The sequence below is a fragment of the Finegoldia magna genome (assembly GCF_002243175.1).
Taxonomy (GTDB): Bacteria; Bacillota; Clostridia; order Tissierellales; family Peptoniphilaceae; genus Finegoldia; species Finegoldia magna_J.
The window spans coordinates 22,543-41,826 of sequence record NZ_NDYF01000012.1; the positions used below are offsets into that span (position 1 = coordinate 22,543).

A 19,284-nucleotide genomic window follows, 5' to 3' on the forward strand; every position below is an offset into this window, starting at 1 on the left:
CTATTTTCTATTGAATGCCCTATAGTATGAGCTTGATTCGAATTCACCAAACAATGATACAGTCAATCCATCATACTTACCTGGATAAAGAGCTATAATTGGTAAATCTGTTACTTTCTGAATTTCATTTAATATCATGTGCAATTTTAAAAATGGATGGACTCTTCCTACTCCATAAATTATTACAACTTCATTATTCATATGTTTATTATTACTTAAATCCATTTTATCAATAATTTTGTCATAACTGACAACCTTTTTTATACTATTTAAAAGTGCTTCTTTACCAGATTTTTTTTCTTTCTCTACATATTTATGAATCAATTTTCTATCATTCGATACTTCAATAAATAACTCGAACAAATCGAACGCCAGAATATTACAATTTTTAAGGGAGTTATCTTGTTTGAGTTTCTCAACAAAATACCTGATTTTCATCTCTTCTTTTGGATCATAACAAAATATATTGATGTTTACTTCATTACTAAGCCCTTTTCCTTCAAGAAAATCTGGTTCTTGTATAATTTTTTTTAAATTGTCTAATCTTTCATTTAAATCTGTCATATCAATACCTATTCAAAATTATTAAAAGCCTTTAATGCTATGTTATCATTATTATTTACAATTTCTTGTTTTAGTGAATTATCAAGTAAGACTTTGTTAAGCTTAGTGGAATTTCTGTCGTCAATGTATTTATTTTCTAGCATGACTTTTTTTAAAACTTGCTTTATTTTATTAATTGTGGAATCACTCCAAGATGCTACCAATTCATCTTGCTCTTGTAACTGTAAAATAAATACATTTATATCTAAATTGGAAAAATTATAATCATGAGTTGAAAATTTTTGGCCAATAATATTAATGAAAAAATCCCATACAATTCTTTGTTGCTTCATCATCGCATATAAGCAGGCTTGTTTTGACGCTTCAGAAGGTGCTTGTGCTATTATTTTTACAATTTTTTTATTATTTAGAGAATTTAATCTTTTTAAGCAAACATTTGCTATGTTTTTTAGAGATTTTTCTGTTTTATATTGCAATAAGTTTTCGGAATATATTTTATTAATGATTTCTTCATCATCATTAAGTTCTAGCTTTAACTTTGCAGTAATTCTCATTTCATTGAATAAAAACTGTTCTCTCGTCAGACTTCCTGAATATGGACTTTTGGATTTTAAGTTTTTTGAATTTTTTGAAACCATTAATATCCTCCATTTTTTTAAATATATTAAAATTTTTTTACATTCTAAAAGAAATTATGTATGCACTATGTAATTATATCATTTAATACACGTATTATGAAACTTTTAAATATAAAAATAGGTGCTTTCTAATTAGAATGCACCTATTAATAAATATTTTGTTAATTTTTCTAATCTTAATAAATTTTATTCATAGTAAGATTGGAATTGTTGTACTAATTGAGCTGCGATAACACTTGATGGTCTGATTTTTGCCAATTCTTCTTTTGCACGGTCAATTGCTTTACCAACTTCAACTCTCTTGTCGCCATGTCTTCTAGCTTGGATAGCTTTGTTCATAGCTTCTTTTAATGTTTCGATTTCAGTTTTTGTTGCTCTGTAATCTTCGCTGTTTAATGCTTCGAATACTGCTTGGTCTAGTCTGTCGCCTAATTGGTAAATTTCAGCTACAGTTGCTTGTGGTCTTAATCTTAGAGCAGTAATTTCACTGATTTCAGCGTTTAATTTTTTGATTACTGCATCAGACATATTTTTCAATTCATGATATTTTAATGATCTAGCTTTTGCTAATTTGTGATCCAAATCAGATCTTACATAGATGTTTGCAGTATCATTCAATCCAGCATCTGGGTAGCTAAGTAATTTTTGTGATAATGCTTCGAATTGTGCCATATAAACTTTCATGTCTTCTACTGTGTGGAATGGAGATGCTGCTATTACAAATCCTCCGAAGATGTATTCAGCGATTTCTGCATGTGCTGCATCTACTTTGTATCTTAATTGAGTTGTAGCAAATCTGATTGCTCTTCCCATTCTTCCTAATAACAATAATCTTTGTGGAATAGATGATAAGTCATAAATATCTGCTACTCCCATTCCTACTGCTGTTTGGTCTATTTTTTCGCTAATTTCAAGAGAAGTTTCGTTGAATTTGTCAACCATTTCTTTTTCGTCTTCTCTTTTAACTTGGATTGAGTTAACTTCGTTTTGAATTGATTTGATTTGTCTTTTGTAAACTTCTGCTTCATCAATTCCTAATTTTTCAGTTTCTTCTGCGCCTTGAACGATTTCAAGTTTATCTTCTTGTGCATAAGATACTGCTGGCGCTACTGTTCCCAATAACATACTAGATAGTAATACTACTGATAATGCTTTTTTTAACATATTTTTCATCTCCTAATAATTAAGTTCAAATGTTTTTACTTGGTCTTTTAATTCGATTTTAACGTTGAAATCTTTAACCCATGTTCCAAATTCAAATCCGTTGTATTTAACTGATGCAACTCCGTTGTTGAAGTAAACGTCTCTTGCGATTGCTTTTTTAGTGTTTGTCACTGTTACTTTTGCTGGTCCGTTGTACTTTTTACCGTTTTTAGTTGCTTTGAATTCGATTGAGAATATTCCAGCTTTTCTTTCTGAAGGGTTGATTTCTGTTATTTGATATTCGTCTTTGTCAACTTTTTTGATTACGTTTAGTTTGAATTTATTAGTTACTCCGTTTTTTGTAGTTGCAGTTATTGTAGTTGATCCTTCTGCAACTGCTTCGATTGTTCCTTTTTCATTAACTGTTGCAATATCTTCGTTGTCTGATTTGTAAGAAACTTGTTTTTCTAATGCATTTTCAGGGAATACAAATGTCTTTGATGCTAAATCAAATGTATCTCCAATTTTTAATGTAGTAGATTTTACTGAGAAACCAATATTTTTAACTTCATAAATATCTTTTCCAACTGAAGAGTTACCTCCAACTACCCCGCCACCATTTGTATTAGTGTTAAGATATTCTGAGTTTTCTCCAGTGGCTTGTAAGAATGGAATTCCTTCTACGCTGTGACCAGGTTCTACGATATGAAGTTCAAAGTTTGATTTTGCACAACCATCTTTTGAAACTACTGTAATCATAACAGTTCCTGTTCTTAGTGGAATGATTGTTTTTCCAACGACTCTTGCCATGAATGCATTAGATGAGTAGATAAATACTTCTTTGTCTTTAACTTCGTTAGGTCTTACTATTGGGCTGATAGTTGTTGTTTTGTTGATTGAGATGGCTCCCATGTTGCCTTCTTTAAATTCGATTTTTTCAGCCTTGATTTTTGGTCCAGTAATTTTTTCCATTGCTTCGTGAAGTTTCTTAACTTGGTCGTCTAATTCACCACATTTTACTGTGATTCTAAATTGCAAACCTACTGTTTTTGAAATTTCTTCACTTAATTCTTTTACGATAAATGAATTACCAAATTTTGTTCTTGAAGCACGTACTTTTTTAGCTTCTCTGATTTCTCTCCAAACTGCAGCTTTTTTGTAAATAGTAGCTATGTCGTTTGGTCCCAAATCAGGATAAGCTAACAATTCTTGTTCCAATTGGTCAAATTTTTGGATGTAATCCATAATTTGAGCTTCACTAGCAAAAGGATTAACAGCATATAATAATCCAGTTATTATATATTCTGTTATTTTAGTGTGAGCTGCTACAACTTTGTTAGATAATTCAGTAGATGCAAATCTGATTGCTCTACCAATTCTAATCATCAATTGTACTCTTACTGGAATTGTAGATAAATCATAGATTGTGTTTTCTAATGCTCCTACAGCTTCTGCACTTCCTACTGCTTGGCGTTGTTTCATTTCAGCTACTTTAATTTCTTTGTCTAAGAAATCATGTGCTTCATAAAACTGATCCATAACTTCCTTGTACTTTTCATCAGCTGGTTCTATGTCTTCAACTGATTTTACAGCTTGTGTCAAACCTTCTTTTAATTCTGAAATTTCAAGTTTAGGTTCTTCTTGTTGTACTTCCAAAGAATCTGCGAAAACTTCACTCAAAGGTGCAACAGCTATAAAAGTCATAGCGAACACTAAAATCATTGCTAATGATTTCTTTAAATGTTTCATATTTCCCTCCTATGAACTAAATATTTTATTTAACAATCGGCACTACCCGCTATTGATTAAAACCCAAATTTTATGGTCTCTTCGTGATTTCTTATAGTTATAGTCGCTTCGAAATCTTTTCTCCACACTCCAAATTGACCTCCGTGGAATTTAGATTGTGCATGACCTGAATTGAAATATATTGTTCTAGTTAATTTTCTATCTCCACTTTTTACTGTTAGCTTTGCTGGACCAGAATATCCTCTGTCTCCTTCTTTTGCATCTATAAATACAGTGAATATTCCAGCGTGTCTTTTAGATGGTGCAAATTTTTCTACAGTAATTTCGCCTTTTTCTTTTGGTATTACAATTATGGTAATGCTTGTTTGTAATCCTTCTTTTGTTTTAATATCTACCTTTGTTCTTCCGATTTTTTTAGCAGTAATCACTGATTTTGAATCAATGTCAATTATGTCATGGTTACTTATACTAAAATCAAAATTTCTTATAGCAGTTTGTGGATAAGTTAAAATTTTTGAATCCAAATTAAACTTATCGCCTTGTTTGATAGTGACTGATGGAACTGATACTCCCAAACTTCTAATGACTTTAGGATCTAATTCTTGATTATCGATCGGTGGTTTAGGTGGTATAACTGGGATTTCTGTATTATCCGGATCTGTTTTTGGATCATAATCATTATCCCCAATTACCTCAATCATTTTTCTATCAGGAACTCTAATTCCTTCTGGAGCTACCAATAGATTAAATCTTTGTGTAATTTTTCCATCGACTGTTTTTATCAAAATATTTGCATTTCCAACATTTACTGGATATACTGTTCCGTCGTTCTTTACAACTGCAACATTTTTATCCAATGATTCAAAAACAACTGGATCGTTGTTAAATTTTTCTGGTTGAACTGTCGCGTGAAGTTTTCCTTTCTTTTTAACGCTTATGAATCCTTGGCTACCTTCTTTCACAGTGATTGAAGTTGGTTCTTCTATTACTTCATCTGGATCAACTTCTGGAACTGTATCTCTTGGAAGAACTTCTCCAGTAGTTCCGATAGCTTTTATACAAGCATTTGCGTTTTTAACTTCTTTAGTCAAATCAGTCCATTTGTCGCCTTGTGATGAAACATAAGATTGACCTTCTTGAGCTTTTGCTTTTGAAGCATAATCTGCAATCGGCATTTCAATAGGCATTGGATATTTGTAATTAGCAGCTGATGAATCCATGTATGCTACTATCGCAAATTTTTCGCCCTTTTTAACTTTGATTTGGTTGGTATCCAATGTATAATATCCAGGATATTCAATCACACCGCTGCCGATTTCTTCTCTTTTGGCTGCCAAATCATCTGTAGATTGCAAATCTCTTACAATGTACAATTTGTATTGTGTATTCATCGCAACTGTGAACAAACCAGCTTGATAAATTGTTTGATCTTCATCAGAAGTAAATACATTCGCAATGTAGCCTTGCATATTGTATCCAACACTTCTTGTTGCTCCGAAATCGTCGTATTGTGAAATTACAGCATTAGGATCTTTTCTTTGAGGAATGAAGACTGCATTGGACTTACCACAGAAACCATCGTAATACGATACGTAATAGTAACCGCCATCCATAAAGCTTGTTCCCCAACTATTTTTTACAATCCATGCTCCATCGCCAGGAGCCTTTGCTTGGAATAAATTTTTTGAAAAATTATCATCCCATCCTACAATTGTTCCTGCGTGATCTGCTTTTCCACTTCCTGGATTGTAATAACTTTTAGTCTCTTTCTTTTCGTAATATTTTTGAGAACTTAAAGTTGTGTACACTCCACCGTATTCCATAATAGCTTGTTTGATAACATTAGTTTCATTTGCATTGTGAACATCTGGAAGATAAATGACTTTATCAAGATCAAAAGCTCTTTTGACATTTGTAGGTGAAACATTGATGTAAGCATCGTAAGGATCGTCTTTTTCTAAAATCGGACCAGTTCCTCTCGCAAGATATGATGTTGCAATATCTCTGTTACCTCCATCATTTGGACCCCAATCGAATCCGTGCATGTTTCTCATGTGTTTTTCACTAAAATCAAATTCTTTTCCAAATAATTTTAAATAAGACTCCATGGAACCATATGTAGCAAATGTCCAGCAAGAACCATTTTGTCCTTGATTTTTGACTGAGGAAACTCTGTTAGTTTTTCTCAAATCATATTTTGCTGGCAATGCCGCTCTGGAAGCTGAACGAACTGAATCGTAAGATGTCTTCAATGGAGATATTATCAATTCGTCATCCTTGGAATTTTCTTTAAAACTATTTTCAACAGGACTTAATTCTAGTTTGGAATTTTTGTTTTCGTCTGCAAACGTTGGACCAGTAAACATCATAGATGATACAAGAACTGTTCCTAGTAGTAGACTCAAAATTTTTTTGATTTTCATAACGCCCTCCTATTGAAATATGCTACTAAATTAATAGCCTTAATAAATATGCTTTAGTTATCAAAATTATTTAGTAATAGTACATCTATTAATTTAGTTTTTGGTATTTGTTGCATTTATTATATCACATAATTTCAAAAAATCTATGTTTTTAATGAAATTTTACATTAATTATTTAAAAATTTACATTAATTAACATTGATTTTAACGTACTACAGTAGAAATGTATAGATAATCACAAAATATGACATTTTATTGAATTTGTTCAAGATATATATTTATTCTTCCAAAAGTAGTATAATATAGTTGTTAATTCTTAATAGTGTTATGTATACTATTTTAATCCTGAATTAATATTTAAAATTATTGCAAGGAGTTGAATATGAAAAGAAAAAATTTATTGCTTTTTATTGCGGTTTTTACGTTGCAATCACTGTTTTCTACAAGTTTTGCAGACAGTCAAAACAAATTCAAATTAAACGATGATTTAACTGTAAAAGAAATCGATTTTTCTGAAGCGCCTCGTAATCCCGCATTTAACAGGCAAAAAAGTAGTTCTAAGACTACGAAAAACTACGGTTCAAACGAAGATCCTTTCTTGGTTAACACAAACTACGATTTGTTTAATCAAAAAGAAGACATCCCAAGTCAAAAAGCTTATGGAATTCCAGCAAACTACGATTTACGTCAACACAACAGAGTTACTCCCGTAAAAGCTCAAGGGCCAAACGGATCTTGTTGGGCGTTTGCTACGTATGGTTCTGCAGAATCGAATATGCTCACTAATGGTCAGTTCACAGATTTTTCTGAAAAACATTTGAGAAATACTCATGGTTTTGACTGGGGTCCTGATCAAGGTGGTACAAGAGCAGTTGCTGCAGCTTACTTATCAAGATGGTCTGGTCCTATTTGGGAAAAAGACGATCCTTATTCTGCTTACGATTTTAGTTCTCCTTATAATTTAATTCCAGCTAAGGAATTGAAGGAAGCTTTGTACATTCCAGATGTTAACAATAATCAAGATCGTGACAGATTAAAAAGAGCTATAATGAGATACGGTGCTTCTTACACGACTGTAAACGGAGATCCAAGCTTTACCAACTTTTATTCTATGAGTCATTACAATCCTGGTTATGGTTGGCAAAATCATGCTGTAACTATTATTGGATGGGACGATGATTACTCAAGATACAATTTCGGAATAACTCCCCCTGGAGATGGTGCTTGGCTTGTAAAAAATAGTTGGGGTGATCGTTGGGGAAATCAAGGTGGATATTATCACGTATCGTATTATGATGCTCACATTGCCAAAGGAAACTGCATTTTTGTTTTAAAAGAAAAAGATAGAAATAAATCTATCTGGTATTACGACGATTTGGGAATGACTGATAGCATTGGTTACAATCAAACTGGCTGGTTTTCAAATATTTTTGGTCCCGTAAGTAGAACTAGTCAAATCGATGAAGTTGGTTTCTTCGTTCCTTCAAATGGAGCCCAATACGAAATTTATGTTAACACAAATATTGGTGGAAACAGTGGATTCAACGATAAAGTTTTAGTTGCACGTGGAACTGTGGAAAACGCAGGATACACTACTGTAAAATTTAATCCACAAAGAATAAATGCTGGAGCTTATTTTGCACCAATTGTAAAACTTACAACTCCTGGTTACAGCTACCCTATTCCAATTGAATCTATGATTTACGGATATTCTTCAAGGGCAAGAGCTGGATATAATCAATCATTTATTTCTAACGATGGATATAATTGGTCTGATCTGGCAAGAAATAGAGCAAACGCAAATGTATGCTTAAAAGCTTTCACCAAACCTTATTCAGGAACCAATGTCGATCCAACACCAGACCCTGATCCAGTGGAACCTACACCTCAACCAGATGTTCCCGAACCAGATCAAGAAATTAGAGTAAATAAAATCACAGTATCCGAAGACAATATTACTTTAAGAGAGGGAGAAGACACACAAATCAACGCAAAAGTTTATCCAGAAAATGCGACAAACAAAGAATTGATGTGGTCATCTTCTAATACAAATGTGTGTGCTGTAGATAATTCTGGATTAATAAGAGCTTTAAATCCTGGACAATGTTATGTAACTGTTAAGTCTGCAGACAATCCTAGAATTTTGCAATACATCAGGGTTAACGTACTAGAAAATGAAAAGCCAAATATTGACGACAGTGTTGACAAGGATGTTAAAGTCCAAAGTATTATTATGTATCCTTCCTATAAAAAAGCAAAAGTCGGCGACAAATTCAGAATCGATACTAGAATATTACCTGCAAATTCCAAAAATCACGATATAACTTGGGAAAGTTCAGATGAAAACATCGCATCTGTAGATAACGCTATGGTTGTATGTAATAATCCAGGTAAAGTTAAAATATTTGCCAAATCAAAAGACGGTTCAAACGTTTCAAACTTTGCTGTAATTTATGTAGAAGGTGACAGTCCAGAAAGCAAGATGGCTGTAAATATTAAATCCAATGTTTACAGAAATTCAATTTCTATTGGTAATACTAATAATATTTCCGCTGTAGTTACTGATTCAAACAAACGAAACATTAAAGATGCAAAAGTCAAATTCACGATTAACAAACCATCTAAGAAATTAATAGAAAAAGAATTGACTACAAACTATCGCGGACAATCTATACTATATTTAAAAGCTGACGAATTAGATGAAGCTGGAACTTATAATGTAAATATCAAAGCGACTGATTCAAAAGGAAATACTAACGAAGATAATGTAAGTTTTGAAGTAAAAGATAACAGAGCAACTTTTGATACTAAAGTTGATTTGGACAGTACAGAAATCAAATTGAATCAAAATTCTATGATAACTGTGACTTGCAAGACTAATACAAGAAGAATTTCAGGTGCTGATGTAGTATTAAGCATCACTGATGAGAATGACAATAAACAAGAAAAAAGATTTAAGACTGATAGCTACGGTAATTGTTACTACACATTCAGACCAGAAAAATCAGGAAGATATTATATTGAAGCCACAGTTTCAAAAACCGGCTACAAAAATTCTTCAGCAAACACAACACTTATTGTTAAAGAATCAGAAAACAAACCTGAAACAAAACAAACTGTAAATTTGAAGTTCGAAACAGACAAAAAGTCATACAATCTTAATGATACAGCGAACATTAAAATATTTGCTACAGATGAAAACGCCAAGAAAATTGCTAATTTAAAATTAAATATTAGAATTAGAAATCAAAAAGGATTCGATCAAACAATTACAAAAACAACTGATTCAAATGGTGTCGCAACAATGTTTATAAAACAACAAACTGCAACATCACCAACAGATTTCACTGTAAAAGCTTGGTGTGAATCAAATCCAAACACTTCGTTTGATTTGAAGGTTTCATTTGGTAGTTCAGATAAACTTCAAATCAATTCAATCTACAGTCCGTATAATTTGTACAGCAAATATAACAACAACTATGTAATTCACAATTATATCAGAAATATCAGATAAAATTAACGCCCTTTATCGTATGTGATAAAGGGCGTCTATTTTAGTTATTCAAATAATTCTTCAAGAATTCTTTAACTCTTTCGTGTTTTGGATTTGTGAACATTGTTTTTGGATCTGTATCTTCAATGATGTAGCCTTCATTCATAAAACAAACTCTTGTGGACACATCTCTAGCGAATTGCATCTCATGTGTCACAACTACCATCGTCATCCCCGTTTCTGCAAGTTTTGACATTACTTGCAATACATCGTTAACCATCTCAGGATCCAGCGCAGATGTTGGTTCGTCGAACAATAAAACTTCCGGATTCATGCACAATGCTCTAGCAATGGCAACTCTTTGTTTTTGTCCACCTGATAGCATGCTTGGTTTCTTATGTGCATGGTCAATCATTCCTACAAGTTCCAAATATTTTTTAGCTTCTTTAACAGCCGATTCCTTGTCTCTTTTCAAAACTTTGATTTGTGCGACAGTGCAATTATCCATCACACTCATATTTTCAAACAAATAAAATTGTTGAAATACCATGCCTACTTTGGATCTGAATTTGTTTTGATTAAATTTGGAAGAAAGTATGGATTCTCCATAATACAAAATATCCCCACCAGTTGGTTTTTCTAGAAGATTGATGCATCTTAACATAGTAGATTTACCAGAACCAGACGATCCTATAATAGATAGAACTTCCCCTTTCGATATCGTGAAGTTGATATCTTTTAGAACTTCTACTCCATTGTAGCTTTTTTTCAAATGTTGTAACTCTATTATTTTATTTTCCATTGAACATTCCTCCAGTTGTAGCTTCCATTACGTATTCTCTGTTATTAGATTTCTTTTCAATGAATAATAAAAGTCTTGTCAAAGAGAATGTCAACACGAAATAGATAACGCAAGTAACTGCGTACGTTTCAAATATATTATAAGTTGAACCCGCAATTGATTTGGATACGAAGAATAATTCTGTAACACTGATTACGTTCAATACTGATGTATCTTTGATGTTGATTACAAACTCATTTCCTATAGAAGGCAAAATGTTTTTGATTGCTTGTGGCAAGATTACATTAATCATTGATTGTCCGTGTGTCATTCCCAAAGCCTTACAAGCTTCCATTTGTCCGACATCGACAGAATTAATTCCACCACGTACAACTTCTGACAAATAAGCTCCAGTGTTGACACTTACAATGAACAAAGCTGCACTAATTGGTGCCATATCAATTCCAAGATATAATTTTGCTCCAAAATAAATCAACATTGATTGTACCATCATTGGTGTTCCTCTGAATATTTCAACATAACAAGCTAGAATGAAATTAATGACTTTGTGAAGATAATAAGTGAACTTATTTTTATCTTTATCTAGTTTCATGTTTCTAATAACTGCCACCAATATACCAATTAAAAATCCTACAATTGTAGACACACTGGCGATGAACAACGTCATCAATGCACCTTTTAAGAAAAGCGATCCGTATTCATTGAATATGCTTTTTACTTTTGATAAGAATCCTTGTGGTTGATCTTTTTCCACGTTCAATCTTACCATTTCTTGCATCAACTTATCTCTTTCTTCTGGACTGATTTTTTTCAAAGCTTCATTGATTTTTTCGGTCAAATCAGAATTTTTCTTCACCCCGATTGCAATTGAAGTATCTTCTGCTGATGTTTCAAATCCTGAACCTTTTTCAAATTCAATGTATGAAAGTTCAGCATTAGATGCTTCTGCACTCAAAGCTTGTGGCTTTTCTGAAACATATCCATCTATCTTCTCTGCCAAAACTGCAGACAGCATTGATGGAAAACTTTCCATTGCAGGTAGTTTATCACAATCCTTAATTTGATCTATTACTGAATAATGGAACGTGTTCAATTGACCAGTAATTTTAAAACCCTTTAAATCATTTAATGATTTTGCGTTGATGTATTTACTATCTTTTTTTGTTACGATTACCAAATCAGAACTGTAATAAGTATCTGAGAAATCAATTTGTTCTTTTCTTTCTTTCGTTGGGCTCATTCCTGCAATTATCGCATCAACTTTCCCGCTCATAACTGCTGGTGCAAGTCCATCCCATTCCATTTTTACTACAACTAATTTCTTGCCCAAACTATCGGCAATTTTCTTAGCTATTTGTAAATCGTATCCGTTTGCATATTCCCCTTTGCTATTTTCGATAGGATAAGCACCATTTGCATCTGTCGATTGAGACCAGTTAAATGGCGCATAGTTTGCCTCCATTCCAATTACAAATGTATCTTTTTCTGCAAAAGATTCGGTGTCAATGAAAACAAACATCATCATTAGTATCATAACTACTCCGATGAGTTTTCTGGTAAAGTTTTTCATTTACTCCCCCTTTTAATATTCGATATCCATTAAATACAATCCACAAGGTTCAATCGTGATACCTGCAGATTGTCTGTCTTTATTTTCCAAAGCATTTTTAAGCCATTCTATGCTTTTTCTTCCTCTGGCTACATCAACCATGCTCCCAACCAAAATTCTAACCATATTTCTAAGAAAACTTTCCGCCTTAAATGTGAATACAATATCGTCGTCAATTTTTTCGATTGAAATTTCATCAATAGTTCTAATTGGATTGGTATCTTCTTCCAAATTATTAACGAATGATGTGAAATCATGTTTTCCAATTAGCATATCTCTGCATTTTAGTAACAAATCAAAATCTAAGTAGTATTTTCTATGACCTTTATAATCATTAAACCAAGGCTCCATATAGTATTTGTTACATAAAATGTATTTATATGTCTTTGATTTTGCACTAAATCTCGCATGAAAATCCAAATCCACTTCTTCAGATTTCACTATGACAATTGAATCACTCGTGAAGTGGTTGACTCCCATTAGAAATTGATTCGCTGAAATATCTGTGTCAACAATGAAGTTACACACTTGACCTTTTGCATGAACTCCTTTGTCAGTTCTTCCAGCTCCATTGATTTTCACTGGTTGATTAACCATTTTTGTCACTGCTTTTTCTATTTCTAATTGTACGGATGGCAAATCATTCAGCTTCTGCCATCCGTAAAATTTTGAACCATCATATTGAACTGTTAATTTGATATTTTTCATATTATTCTACTCACTATAATTAAAATGAATAATAATATAATAACTCCATAAGCTATGAAATCTCGTTTTTGATACGATAATTCGTTCAGCCTTGTCCTTCCTTCTCCACCGCGATAACATCTGGCTTCCATTGCAACTGCAAGTTCTCCTGCAATTTTCAAAGCATTTATAAACAATGGAACTAGAAGTGGAACGAGATTTTTGGCTCTTTTGATTATATTTCCAGATTCAAAATCTGCTCCTCTAGCCATTTGAGCTTTCATTATTTTGTCTGTTTCTTCAAATAATGTCGGAATAAATCTAAGAGCTATGGTCATCATCATTGCAAATTGATGAGCAGGAAATCCAATTTTAGCAAATGGATGTAGCATTTTTTCCATAGCATCAGTCAATTCAATTGGTGATGTTGTCAATGTCAATAAACTTGTACCTAAAACCAAAAATATCAACCTAAATGCCATAAAAAATCCCAAATTCAATCCAGCTTTTGTGACAGTAAATATTTTCCATTTCCACACAACCTCACCTGGTGTCATTAATACATTTAGTATGAATGTCAACAAAATAATTGGAAGAAGTGGTTTAACTCCTTTGAACACGAATTTCGGTTTTATTTTGGAAATTTTGATTATAGCTATTAAGAACACCAATACAGGTGCATATACCCAAAGTTTACTTATAAGAAATATCGCAATAATATATAAAAATACAAATGTTACTTTGACTCTTGGATCAAGCTTATGAATAATACTATCAGTTGCAAAATATTGACCAATTGTTATATCTTTTATCATGATTTTGCCTCCATAGCTTTTTTGATGCTTTCATAAGCTTGTTCAACATTCAAGCAATCCGTTTTTACATCTAATCCTTTTTCTTTCAATCTTCTCACAACTTGTGTAGATTGTGGAATGCTAAGTCCAATCTCCTTTAGCTCTTTTTCTTTGCTAAACACAACTTCCGGCTTATCGTCCATAAAGATTTGACTTTTATCTATAACAATTACTCTGTTACAAAGTTTTGCGATATCTTCCATGCTATGACTTACCAAAATAACTGTCATGTCTTCTCTCTCAAAAAGTTGTTTTATTTGATTTAAAATCATATCGCGTCCCAATGGATCGAGCCCTGCAGTTGGTTCATCTAGTACTAAAAATTTTGGTTTCATCGCCAAAACACCAGCAATTGCTACTCTTCTTTTTTGTCCACCAGATAATTCAAATGGTGATTTTTCTTTCATGTGTTCAACATCTAATCCAACAGCATCGCAAGCCCACTCTACACGTTCTTTAATTTCTTCATCTGTAAGCCCCAAATTTTTCGGACCAAATTCAATGTCTTTGTAGCAAGTTTCTTCAAACAATTGATATTCTGGATATTGGAATACTAATCCAACATTTTTTCTTATATCTGTTTTTACTTTTGTCTTTGTTGATATTCCGTCGACTAATACATCTCCACCTGTCGGTTCTAATAATCCATTCAGATGTTGTGCCAATGTTGATTTACCGCTTCCAGTGTGTCCTATAATTCCAATAAATTCTCCAAGATTTATCTCTAAATTGATATCTTTGAGAGCAACTTTTTCAAACGGATTTGATTTGTTATAAATATGTTCTAAATTTTTGCATTCTATCTTCATATCTATCACCTAACATTCTCCCAAAGCTTCAACGAGTTCGTCTACAGTAAGGACATCAGCTCTAACATTTATATTTGATTTATTTAAAAAGTAGCTGATTTCAGTAGGCTCTGGAACATCAAGTCCTATTTCTTTCATTTGTTCCACATTTGAGAAAACTTCCCTTGGAGTTCCTTCAAGCACTACATCTCCCTCATTAATCACGATAATTCTATCTGCATTTACACATTCTTCCATGTAATGAGTAATGTGGATTATAGTTTTGCCCATTTCTCTTAATTTCAACACAGTGTCTAATATGTCTTTTCTTCCTTGAGGATCAAGCATTGCCGTTGGCTCATCCATTAACAAACACTTTGGATTCATTGCTAGTATTCCAGCAATCGCAATTCTTTGTTTTTGACCTCCAGATAATAGCGCTGGTGAGTGTCTTTTGTACTCACTCATTCCCACAAGTTCAAGGCATTCATCCACTCTCCTGCGAAGTTCTTCTCTTGGTACTCCCAAATTTTCAGGACCAAAAGCAACGTCCTCTTCGACGATTGTCGCTACCAATTGGTTGTCAGGATTTTGGAATACCATCCCACACATTTCACGAATATCCCACAAGCTATCGTCATCTTTTGTGTTCATGTTTCCAACTAAAATATCACCTTCTGTTGGAATGTATTGAGCGTTGATGAGTTTTGCTAGTGTAGATTTTCCAGATCCGTTGTGACCTAATACGCAGACGAATTCTCCCTCTTTAATATCTATGTTTAAGTTTTTTAATACTTTTTTTGATGAACCTTCATATTGAAAACTTAAGTTTTTTATTTCTATGATGTTTGTATCTTTTTTCATCAAAACTCCTCAATTTTATAAAAAAAGGGATGCAAATTTACATCCCTTAATTCTTAAATATTATTTATCTTCATCTTGTAATGATTCGTAGTTTCCAGATTTTACTGTAGATTCTTCCGCTTCTTCAGAATCATTTAATTCTTGTGCTTTTTCAGCTTCAATTATATCTTCTTCAGCTTTACCGTCATAATCTACTTCAATTCTGTCATATTTTGCTATTCCTGTACCGGCAGGTATTAGTTTACCAATTATTACATTTTCTTTTAAGCCTATTAAGTGATCAACTTTTCCTTTAATAGATGTTTCTGTTAATACTCTTGTAGTTTCTTGGAATGATGCTGCAGATAAGAAACTTTCAGTTGCAAGTGATGCTTTTGTGATACCCATTAATGAATGAGTTCCTGTTGCAGGAGTTTTTCCTTCTTTGACAAGTTGTTCATTTGTCATCTTGAAATCTCTAGCATCTACTACGCTGCCTGATAAGAATCCTGAATCCCCGCTTTCATCAACTTTAATTTTACTCATCATTTGTCTGATTATAATTTCTATGTGCTTATCGTCAATGTCTACACCTTGTAGTCTGTAAACTTTTTGAACTTCTCTAATTATATAATCACGAACACCTTCAGCTCCATTAACTCTAAGAATATCTTGTGGATTGATTGAACCTTCTGTTAATGGTTCTCCCTTTTCAACATGATCTCCGTCGTTAACTCTAATGTGAGCGCCGTAAGGAATTTGATAAACTTTTTCTTCGCCATCTTCAGCAGTTACGATAACATCATTTCTCTTTTTGTTTTCTTGAATCTTTACAGTACCTTCTATTTCAGTAATATAAGCAAGTCCTTTTGGTTTACGAGCTTCAAATAATTCTTCAACTCTAGGAAGACCTGATGTGATTCCTACTCCGGCGATACCACCTGAGTGGAAAGTTCTCATTGTCAATTGTGTACCCGGTTCACCGATAGATTGTGCAGCGATAATACCAACTGCTTCACCAATGTTTACAGGCTTACCAGTAGCTAAGTTTCTACCGTAACATTTAGCACAAACACCGTGTTTCATCTTACATCCAAGAACACTTCTTACTTTAACTTCTTTGATACCTTTTGATTCTATTCTTTCAGCAATAGCTTCATTGATCATATCATTTTTATGAACGATTATTTCTCCAGTATCCAAATCAAGGATATCTTCGAATGCATATCTACCGATAATTCTTGATTTCAAATCTTCAACTTGTCTGTTACCGTCTTTGATTTCTTTTGCAACTATATATTCATCAGTACCACAATCATCTTCAGTTATGATTACATCTTGTGATACATCTACAAGTCTTCTTGTCAAATATCCAGAGTCTGCAGTTCTAAGCGCTGTATCTGATAGACCTTTTCTTGAACCGTGTGTTGAAATAAAGAACTCTTGTACTGAAAGACCTTCACGGAAGTTTGATGTGATAGGAATTTCGATTGTATTACCAGCAGTATCGGACATAAGACCACGCATACCACCTAATTGTCTGATTTGGTTTTCACTACCACGGGCTCCAGAAACTGCCATTATATTCAAGTTGTTATCAGCAGGAAGGTTTGTCATCAATGCTTTAGTTACATCTTTAATACATTGTTCCCAAATTCCGATGACTTTCTTGTATCTTTCTTCGTTTGTAATATCCCCTTGAAGATAGATGTCTTGAACCATATCAATTCTTTGTTCAGCTTGTTCAATGATAACTTTCTTTGAATCAGGAATTGTAATATCTCCCATAGATATTGTCAACGCACCAATTGTAGAATACTTGTATCCCATAGATTTAATGTAGTCTAACAATTCAGCAGTTCTAATATTTCCATATTTTCTGAAAGTTAAATCGATGATTTTGGATAGCATTTTCTTGTCAACTTGCAAATCAACTTCAAGTGAATATGGATCTTCTTCTCTGTTCACCATACCCAAATCTTGAGGGATTCCTTCGTTGAAGATAAATCTACCAACAGTGCTTTCTACGATTTTACTTGTACCATCGTTATTCACACTGTCACGTTTAACTTTTACTATTGTTTGCAATGTTACATAATGCATTGCATAAGCTAACATCATTTCATCTATATCTTTGAAGATTAAGCCTTCACCTTTTTGACCTTCTTTTCTTGTAGTCATATAGAATGAACCCAATACCATATCTTGTGAAGGAGTTGTGATTGGCTTACCATCTTTTGGTGCAAGAATGTTATTCGTACTTAACATCAAAAGTCTAGCTTCTGCTTGTGCTTCTGGAGATAGTGGCAAATGGACTGCCATTTGGTCACCGTCAAAGTCCGCATTGTATGCAGTACATACCAATGGGTGAAGTTTGATAGCTTTTCCTTCAACTAATATTGGTTCAAATGCTTGAATACCAAGTCTGTGCAATGTCGGTGCACGGTTTAATAATACAGGATGATCTACTATAATATCTTCCAAAACATCCCACACTTTGTCGTTTTCTCTTTCAACTAATTTCTTAGCGTTTTTGACGTTGTGTGAAATTTCTCTCTTAACTAATTCTCTAATTACAAATGGTTTGAACAATTCAAGAGCCATTTTCTTAGGAAGACCACATTGATAGAATTTCAAGTTTGGTCCGATAACTATTACTGAACGACCAGAATAGTCAACTCTCTTCCCTAACAAGTTTTGTCTGAAACGACCAGATTTACCTTTAAGCATATCTGACAAGCTCTTTAATGGTCTGTTTCCAGGTCCTGTTACAGGTTTACCACGTCTACCATTGTCGATAAGAGCATCTACTGCTTCTTGAAGCATTCTTTTTTCATTTCTTACGATGATTTCAGGAGATCCAATATCCAATAATCTTTTTAGACGATTATTTCTGTTGATAACTCTTCTGTATAAATCATTCAAATCACTTGTAGCAAATCTTCCACCTTCAAGTTGTACCATTGGTCTGATATCTGGTGGAATAACTGGAATTACATCCATAATCATCCATGAAGGATCATTCTTTGATTCGATGAATGCTTCTACAACTTCAAGTCTTCTTAAAATTCTAACTTTCTTTTGTCCAGTTGCTCCTTCAAAAGTTTCAGTTAAATTTTTGTATTCTTCTTGTAAGTCTATTTTTTGAAGAAGTTCTTTGATTGCTTCAGCTCCCATTTTGGCTCTGAAATCAACATCTTCTTCGTACTTATCACAGTATTCTTCGTATTCTTGTTCAGTTAATAATTGTTTTTCGTATAAATCAGTTTTACCTGGATCTATAACTACAAATGATGCAAAATAAAGAACTTTTTCAAGTGCTCTAGGACTCATATCCAATAACAATCCCATACGTGATGGAATTCCTTTGAAATACCATATATGACTTACAGGAGTTGCAAGTTCAATGTGACCCATTCTTTCACGTCTAACTTTTGATTTTGTAACTTCTACACCACATTTTTCGCATACAATTCCCTTGTATCTTATTCTTTTGTATTTACCACAGTTACATTCGTAATCTTTTGTAGGTCCAAATATTTTTTCACAGAATAAACCTTCTTTTTCAGGTTTTAATGTTCTATAATTTATAGTTTCTGGTTTTTTAACTTCTCCCCAAGACCATTGTCTGATTTTGTCTGGTGAAGCCAAACCGATTTTCATAGCTTCAAAAGTATTTTTTTGTACCAAG

Annotated in this window: 13 protein-coding genes; 1 reads left to right on the forward strand and 12 read right to left on the reverse strand. The window is 33.0% G+C overall.

The window, feature by feature from the left end; genetic code table 11:
* From B9N53_RS04680 to B9N53_RS04700, 5 genes are all read right to left on the reverse strand, one after another.
* Positions 1 to 564, reverse strand: coding sequence for a DUF1788 domain-containing protein (locus B9N53_RS04680; protein ID WP_094203898.1), 564 nt, complete (start codon positions 562 to 564; stop codon positions 1 to 3).
* A gap of 8 nt (positions 565 to 572) precedes the next feature.
* The gene (locus tag B9N53_RS04685; protein WP_094203899.1) at positions 573 to 1,202 is read right to left on the reverse strand and encodes a DUF1819 family protein; all 630 of its coding nucleotides are present in this window, start codon (positions 1,200 to 1,202) and stop codon (positions 573 to 575) included.
* A 186-nt stretch (positions 1,203 to 1,388) separates the two neighbouring features.
* Positions 1,389 to 2,366: a CAMP factor family pore-forming toxin gene (locus B9N53_RS04690; protein ID WP_035109068.1), complete on the reverse strand. Its 978-nt coding sequence runs from the start codon at positions 2,364 to 2,366 to the stop codon at positions 1,389 to 1,391.
* A 12-nt stretch (positions 2,367 to 2,378) separates the two neighbouring features.
* The gene (locus B9N53_RS04695; protein ID WP_094203900.1) at positions 2,379 to 4,094 is read right to left on the reverse strand and encodes a CAMP factor family pore-forming toxin; all 1,716 of its coding nucleotides are present in this window, start codon (positions 4,092 to 4,094) and stop codon (positions 2,379 to 2,381) included.
* 56 nt (positions 4,095 to 4,150) lie between these two features.
* A complete protein-coding gene (locus B9N53_RS04700) occupies positions 4,151 to 6,517 on the reverse strand; it encodes a lectin like domain-containing protein (RefSeq protein ID WP_094203901.1) in 2,367 nt (788 codons plus the stop codon).
* 382 nt (positions 6,518 to 6,899) lie between these two features.
* On the opposite strand from B9N53_RS04700, the gene B9N53_RS04705 reads away from it, so the two are divergent.
* Complete coding sequence (locus B9N53_RS04705; RefSeq protein WP_094203902.1) at positions 6,900 to 10,031, forward strand: lectin like domain-containing protein; 3,132 nt, start codon at positions 6,900 to 6,902, stop codon at positions 10,029 to 10,031.
* A 40-nt stretch (positions 10,032 to 10,071) separates the two neighbouring features.
* Here B9N53_RS04705 and B9N53_RS04710 read toward each other — a convergent pair whose 3' ends face one another.
* From B9N53_RS04710 to rpoC, 7 genes are read right to left on the reverse strand one after another with little or no spacing between them, the layout of a single operon-like run.
* Complete coding sequence (locus B9N53_RS04710; RefSeq protein WP_094203903.1) at positions 10,072 to 10,812, reverse strand: amino acid ABC transporter ATP-binding protein; 741 nt, start codon at positions 10,810 to 10,812, stop codon at positions 10,072 to 10,074.
* Positions 10,802 to 12,382, reverse strand: a complete 1,581-nt coding sequence (locus B9N53_RS04715) for an ABC transporter permease subunit (protein WP_094203904.1) — start codon at positions 12,380 to 12,382, stop codon at positions 10,802 to 10,804. Before B9N53_RS04715 ends, B9N53_RS04710 begins: the two co-directional genes overlap by 11 nt.
* Before the next feature lie 12 nt (positions 12,383 to 12,394).
* Positions 12,395 to 13,129 (reverse strand): tRNA pseudouridine(38-40) synthase TruA, encoded by a 735-nt coding sequence (truA, locus tag B9N53_RS04720; protein ID WP_094203905.1) that lies wholly within the window; start codon positions 13,127 to 13,129, stop codon positions 12,395 to 12,397.
* Positions 13,126 to 13,923 (reverse strand): energy-coupling factor transporter transmembrane component T family protein, encoded by a 798-nt coding sequence (locus B9N53_RS04725; RefSeq protein ID WP_094203906.1) that lies wholly within the window; start codon positions 13,921 to 13,923, stop codon positions 13,126 to 13,128. The genes truA and B9N53_RS04725 overlap by 4 nt, the downstream gene beginning before the upstream one ends.
* Complete coding sequence (locus B9N53_RS04730) at positions 13,920 to 14,771, reverse strand: energy-coupling factor transporter ATPase (protein WP_094203907.1); 852 nt, start codon at positions 14,769 to 14,771, stop codon at positions 13,920 to 13,922. The genes B9N53_RS04725 and B9N53_RS04730 overlap by 4 nt, the downstream gene beginning before the upstream one ends.
* 9 nt (positions 14,772 to 14,780) lie before the next feature.
* Positions 14,781 to 15,614, reverse strand: coding sequence for an energy-coupling factor transporter ATPase (locus tag B9N53_RS04735; protein ID WP_094203908.1), 834 nt, complete (start codon positions 15,612 to 15,614; stop codon positions 14,781 to 14,783).
* A gap of 60 nt (positions 15,615 to 15,674) precedes the next feature.
* Positions 15,675 to 19,283, reverse strand: coding sequence for a DNA-directed RNA polymerase subunit beta' (gene rpoC / locus B9N53_RS04740; protein WP_094203909.1), 3,609 nt, complete (start codon positions 19,281 to 19,283; stop codon positions 15,675 to 15,677).
* Position 19,284 lies beyond the last annotated feature (1 nt).

What these genes read in the sequence shown, in the direction of transcription:
- B9N53_RS04680 (WP_094203898.1), bottom strand. Translation starts at nt 564, where the DNA reads ATGACAGATTTAAATGAAAGATTAGACAATTTAAAAAAAATTATACAA.
- B9N53_RS04685 (WP_094203899.1), bottom strand. Translation starts at nt 1,202, where the DNA reads ATGGTTTCAAAAAATTCAAAAAACTTAAAATCCAAAAGTCCATATTCA.
- B9N53_RS04690 (WP_035109068.1), bottom strand. Translation starts at nt 2,366, where the DNA reads ATGTTAAAAAAAGCATTATCAGTAGTATTACTATCTAGTATGTTATTG.
- B9N53_RS04695 (WP_094203900.1), bottom strand. Translation starts at nt 4,094, where the DNA reads ATGAAACATTTAAAGAAATCATTAGCAATGATTTTAGTGTTCGCTATG.
- B9N53_RS04700 (WP_094203901.1), bottom strand. Translation starts at nt 6,517, where the DNA reads ATGAAAATCAAAAAAATTTTGAGTCTACTACTAGGAACAGTTCTTGTA.
- B9N53_RS04705 (WP_094203902.1), top strand. Translation starts at nt 6,900, where the DNA reads ATGAAAAGAAAAAATTTATTGCTTTTTATTGCGGTTTTTACGTTGCAA.
- B9N53_RS04710 (WP_094203903.1), bottom strand. Translation starts at nt 10,812, where the DNA reads ATGGAAAATAAAATAATAGAGTTACAACATTTGAAAAAAAGCTACAAT.
- B9N53_RS04715 (WP_094203904.1), bottom strand. Translation starts at nt 12,382, where the DNA reads ATGAAAAACTTTACCAGAAAACTCATCGGAGTAGTTATGATACTAATG.
- truA (WP_094203905.1), bottom strand. Translation starts at nt 13,129, where the DNA reads ATGAAAAATATCAAATTAACAGTTCAATATGATGGTTCAAAATTTTAC.
- B9N53_RS04725 (WP_094203906.1), bottom strand. Translation starts at nt 13,923, where the DNA reads ATGATAAAAGATATAACAATTGGTCAATATTTTGCAACTGATAGTATT.
- B9N53_RS04730 (WP_094203907.1), bottom strand. Translation starts at nt 14,771, where the DNA reads ATGAAGATAGAATGCAAAAATTTAGAACATATTTATAACAAATCAAAT.
- B9N53_RS04735 (WP_094203908.1), bottom strand. Translation starts at nt 15,614, where the DNA reads ATGAAAAAAGATACAAACATCATAGAAATAAAAAACTTAAGTTTTCAA.